This is a genomic window from Cognatilysobacter lacus, from assembly GCF_008274655.1.
Taxonomy (GTDB): domain Bacteria; phylum Pseudomonadota; class Gammaproteobacteria; order Xanthomonadales; family Xanthomonadaceae; genus Cognatilysobacter; species Cognatilysobacter lacus.
This window is the reverse complement of record NZ_VTRV01000196.1, coordinates 1-3,835: the sequence shown is the minus strand read 5'-3', so window position 1 is coordinate 3,835 and position 3,835 is coordinate 1. Positions and strand designations below refer to the sequence as shown.

4 protein-coding genes and 1 pseudogene are annotated in these 3,835 nt (G+C 68.2%); all 5 read left to right on the top strand.

The genetic code is table 11. The features are described from left to right. On the top strand, window positions 1–320 hold a 320-nt coding region (accB, locus tag FW784_RS12930), incomplete at its 5' end, for an acetyl-CoA carboxylase biotin carboxyl carrier protein (RefSeq protein WP_149353746.1). Between the two features lie 87 nt (window positions 321–407). Further along, window positions 408–1,775 (top strand): acetyl-CoA carboxylase biotin carboxylase subunit, encoded by a 1,368-nt coding sequence (gene accC / locus FW784_RS12925; protein WP_149353745.1) that lies wholly within the window; start codon window positions 408–410, stop codon window positions 1,773–1,775. A 78-nt stretch (window positions 1,776–1,853) separates the two neighbouring features. Then, entirely contained in the window at window positions 1,854–2,537 is a 684-nt protein-coding gene (locus FW784_RS12920) for a hypothetical protein (RefSeq protein ID WP_149353744.1), read from the top strand. A 3-nt stretch (window positions 2,538–2,540) separates the two neighbouring features. Next, window positions 2,541–3,458, top strand: coding sequence for a 50S ribosomal protein L11 methyltransferase (gene prmA, locus FW784_RS12915; RefSeq protein WP_149353743.1), 918 nt, complete (start codon window positions 2,541–2,543; stop codon window positions 3,456–3,458). Between the two features lie 33 nt (window positions 3,459–3,491). Beyond that, window positions 3,492–3,835 (top strand): annotated as a pseudogene (locus FW784_RS12910) (hypothetical protein); the annotation flags it as partial.

Sequence of the window (3,835 nt, the reverse complement as noted above, 5' to 3'; positions counted from 1 at the left end):
CGCCCGCCGCGCAGCCGATGCCGATGGCTGGGCCGACGGACGCCGCCTCCGGCGGTGCGCCCAAGGCGGGCGGGGACCTGCCGGCGGGTCATGTCATGCGCGCGCCCATGGTCGGCACGTTCTATTCGTCACCTGCGCCGGACAAGCCGCCGTTCGTGGCCGTCGGCCAGCCGGTCAAGGCCGGCGAGACGCTGGCGATCATCGAGGCGATGAAGATGTTCAATCCGATCGAGGCCGACGTCTCCGGGACGCTGCTCAAGGTCCTGGTCGAGAGCGGCCAGCCGATCGAGTTCGACCAGCCGCTGTTCGTCATCGGATGAGCCGCGCGGCTCGCGGCCTCGCCGCGGGCCGGCGGGCGCGATCGACGCGCCCGACTCCGCTGACACCACGCCTCATGGAATCCGCCCATGCTCGATAAAGTCGTCATCGCCAACCGCGGCGAGATCGCGCTGCGCATCCTGCGCGCGTGCCACGCGCTTGGCATCCGCACGGTCGCCGTGCACTCCACGGTCGACCGCAACCTCAAGCACGTGGCGATGGCTGACGAATCCGTCTGCATCGGGCCGGCGCCGAGCGCGCAGAGCTACCTCAACATGGCGCAGATCATCGCCGCCGCCGAGGTCACCGACGCGCAGGCGATCCATCCCGGCTACGGCTTCCTCAGCGAGAACGCCGATTTCGCCGAACGCGTCGAGCAGAGTGGTTTCATCTTCATCGGCCCGAAGGCCGAAACGATCCGGCTGATGGGCGACAAGGTCGAAGCCATCCGCGCAATGAAGGCCGCGGGCGTGCCCTGCGTGCCCGGCAGCGGCGGCCCGCTCGGCGACGAGCCGGCGGAAAACGTCAAGATCGCGCGCGATATCGGCTATCCGGTGATCGTCAAAGCCGCCGGCGGCGGTGGCGGTCGCGGCATGCGCGTGGTGCATACCGAGGCCGCACTTGTCACCGCTATCCAGACCACCAAGCAGGAAGCGAAGGCCGCGTTCGGCAACGACATGGTCTACATGGAGAAGTTCCTCGAGAATCCGCGCCACGTGGAGATCCAGGTCCTCGCCGACGGCCAGGGCCATGCGATCCACCTCGGCGAGCGCGACTGCTCCATGCAGCGTCGCCACCAGAAGGTTGTCGAGGAAGCGCCGGCGCCGGGCATCACGCCGGAACTGCGTGCGCAGATCGGCAAGGTCTGCGTGGAGGCGTGCATCCGCATCGGCTACCGCGGCGCCGGCACGTTCGAATTCCTGTTCGAGGACGGACGCTTCTACTTCATCGAAATGAATACGCGCATCCAGGTCGAGCATCCGGTGACAGAGCTGGTCACCGGCATCGACCTGGTGACGGAACAACTGCGCATCGCCGCGGGCCAGAAGCTGCGCCTGAAGCAGGAGGACATCGTCCTCGAAGGCCATGCGATCGAGTGCCGCATCAATGCGGAGGATCCGGAGACGTTCATGCCGTGCCCCGGCCTCATCCAGCATTTCCATGCACCGGGCGGCCCCGGCGTGCGCGTCGACAGCCACATCTACGAAGGCTATCGCGTGCCGCCGAACTACGACTCGATGATCGGCAAGCTCATCGTGCACGGCCCGACGCGTGACATCGCCATCGCGCGCATGCGCGTTGCGCTCAACGAGATGGTCGTCGACGGAATCAAGACCAACATTCCGCTGCAGCAGCGCATCCTGTCGGACGCCGGATTCCAGCAGGGCGGCCAGAACATCCACTACCTCGAAAAGCGGCTGAAGGAACAGAAGGAAAAGGCGATCTCGATTACCTGACCGCACGTTCCGCTGGCGCCACCGCGCGATCGCATCGCCGCGACTCAATACACCATCGTTTCAACCAGGGAGTTACAGATGCACAAGGGAATTGCCACCGCTTCGCTGATCACGCTCGTCGCGCTCGCCGGCTGCAAGAAGCACGAGGCCGCCAATGCCGACACTGGGGCGCAGACACCAGCGCCGGCCGCGACGCCGGCCCCTACGCCGGCTGCAACGCCGCCCGCGGACGCGCAGCCGAGCACGCCGACCTCCGAAGCGCAGGGCAAGCTCGACTTCGCGACGATGGAAGACGGCTACATGAACGATCCCGACGCGCAGTGGGCGACGTCGGCCAAAGCCAGCTCCCAGTTCGGCGATGCCGACAAGCTGCCGCCCGATTCGCATGACTCCAGCACGGCATGGCAGGCCACCGGTTCAGTGAACGGCAACGGCTGGACCAACAACCGTCAGGACATCGGCTTCGACTGGATCCAGCTCGACTACGATCGGCCGGTATCGGCCACCGCCGTGCGTGCGGTGTTCGACGAAACCGCCGTGGCCGCGATCAACAAGGTCGAACTCATCGGCGTGGACGGCGCGGCCCACACCGTGTGGAGCGGCATCAGCGACACCAAGCCCGAAACGCGCGGCCAGCGCACGTGGTTCGTGCGCAAGTTCGACGCGACGCCGTATCCGGTGAAGTCGGTGAAGCTGACCTTCGCGAACAACGTGGCGCGCGGCTACAAGGCCGTCGACGCCGTGCAGCTGGTCGGCAAGTAAGCGATGCCGTTCCTCGAGCTCTCGCTCGCGTGCACGGAGGCGCAGCAGCCGCGCTACGAGCGTGCGCTCGAGGACGTCGGCGCGCTGGCGGTCACGCTGGTCGACGCGCACGCGGATGCGCCCGACGAGCAGGCGATCTTCGAGCCGGGCGTCGGCGAGCAGCCGTTGTGGCATGAGATGGTGCTGACCGCGCTGTTCGAGGCCGGCACGCCACGCGAACCGCTGCTGCAGGCACTCTCCGCTGCGGACGAAGCGCTCGACTGGTCGCGCGCGGAATTCCGCGACGTGGAGGACCAGGACTGGGAACGCGCGTGGATGGACCAGTACGAGCCGCTGCATTTCGGCGCCCGCACCTGGATCGTGCCGTGGAACCACGAACTGCCGGACGGCGCCGATGCGCCGGATGCCGCTGTCGTGCGGCTTGACCCCGGCCTTGCCTTCGGCAGCGGCACGCACCCCACGACGGCACTGTGCCTTCAGTGGCTCGATACGCTCGCAACGGCCGGCGTGCTCGAAGGCGCGACCGTGCTGGACTTCGGTTGCGGCTCCGGGATCCTTGCGCTCGCCGCGCTCAAGCTCGGTGCGGCCGCGGCGATCGGCGTGGACAACGATCCGCAGGCCGTCATCGCCACGCTCGACAATGCGCAGCGCAACGGCGTGGACGATCGCCTGCAGGTATTCCTGCCGCAGGACGAACCGGTGGCGACGTATCCGGTGGTGGTCGCCAACATCCTTGCGTCCGCGCTGATCGGATTGCGCGAGACCATCGCGGCGCGGTGCGCGCCGGGCGCCCAGCTCGCGATGTCGGGGATCCTCGCCGGCCAGGAAGACGACGTCATCGCCGCGTATGCCGACGTGCTCGAGGACATCGACGTGGCGTGCATGGACGGCTGGATGCGCGTCTGCGGTCGTCGCCGCTGATGGCGACGCGCGCCGGCATGGTGCAATAGCCGCATGTTCAAACCCTGCCCCAAGTGCGGCTTCCTGGTTGCGCTGATCGCCGGCCGCGAAGCCAGCCAGCGCTGCCCGCGCTGCGGCAGTGCATTGCTGAGCGAGAGCGATCTACTCGAGATCGCGGAGGCACCTGCGAGCCAGCCGGCGCCGACGCGCGAGTCTCCGCGTGTCGCTACCGCGCCGCCGCCCAACGAAGCGCCTGACGTGGCAGCCGAACAGGCGACGCCCGAATCCGGTGCTCCGGTCGCCGATACCGTGGCCGACGCCCATGCGGGCGACGCCGATGTCGCGGCGCCGCACACCGGCGTAGCCGACGCAGCCCCGGCCCCACGCGAGGGCCCGAG

What these genes read in the sequence shown, in the direction of transcription:
- accC (WP_149353745.1), top strand. Translation starts at nt 408, where the DNA reads ATGCTCGATAAAGTCGTCATCGCCAACCGCGGCGAGATCGCGCTGCGC.
- prmA (WP_149353743.1), top strand. Translation starts at nt 2,541, where the DNA reads ATGCCGTTCCTCGAGCTCTCGCTCGCGTGCACGGAGGCGCAGCAGCCG.
- FW784_RS12920 (WP_149353744.1), top strand. Translation starts at nt 1,854, where the DNA reads ATGCACAAGGGAATTGCCACCGCTTCGCTGATCACGCTCGTCGCGCTC.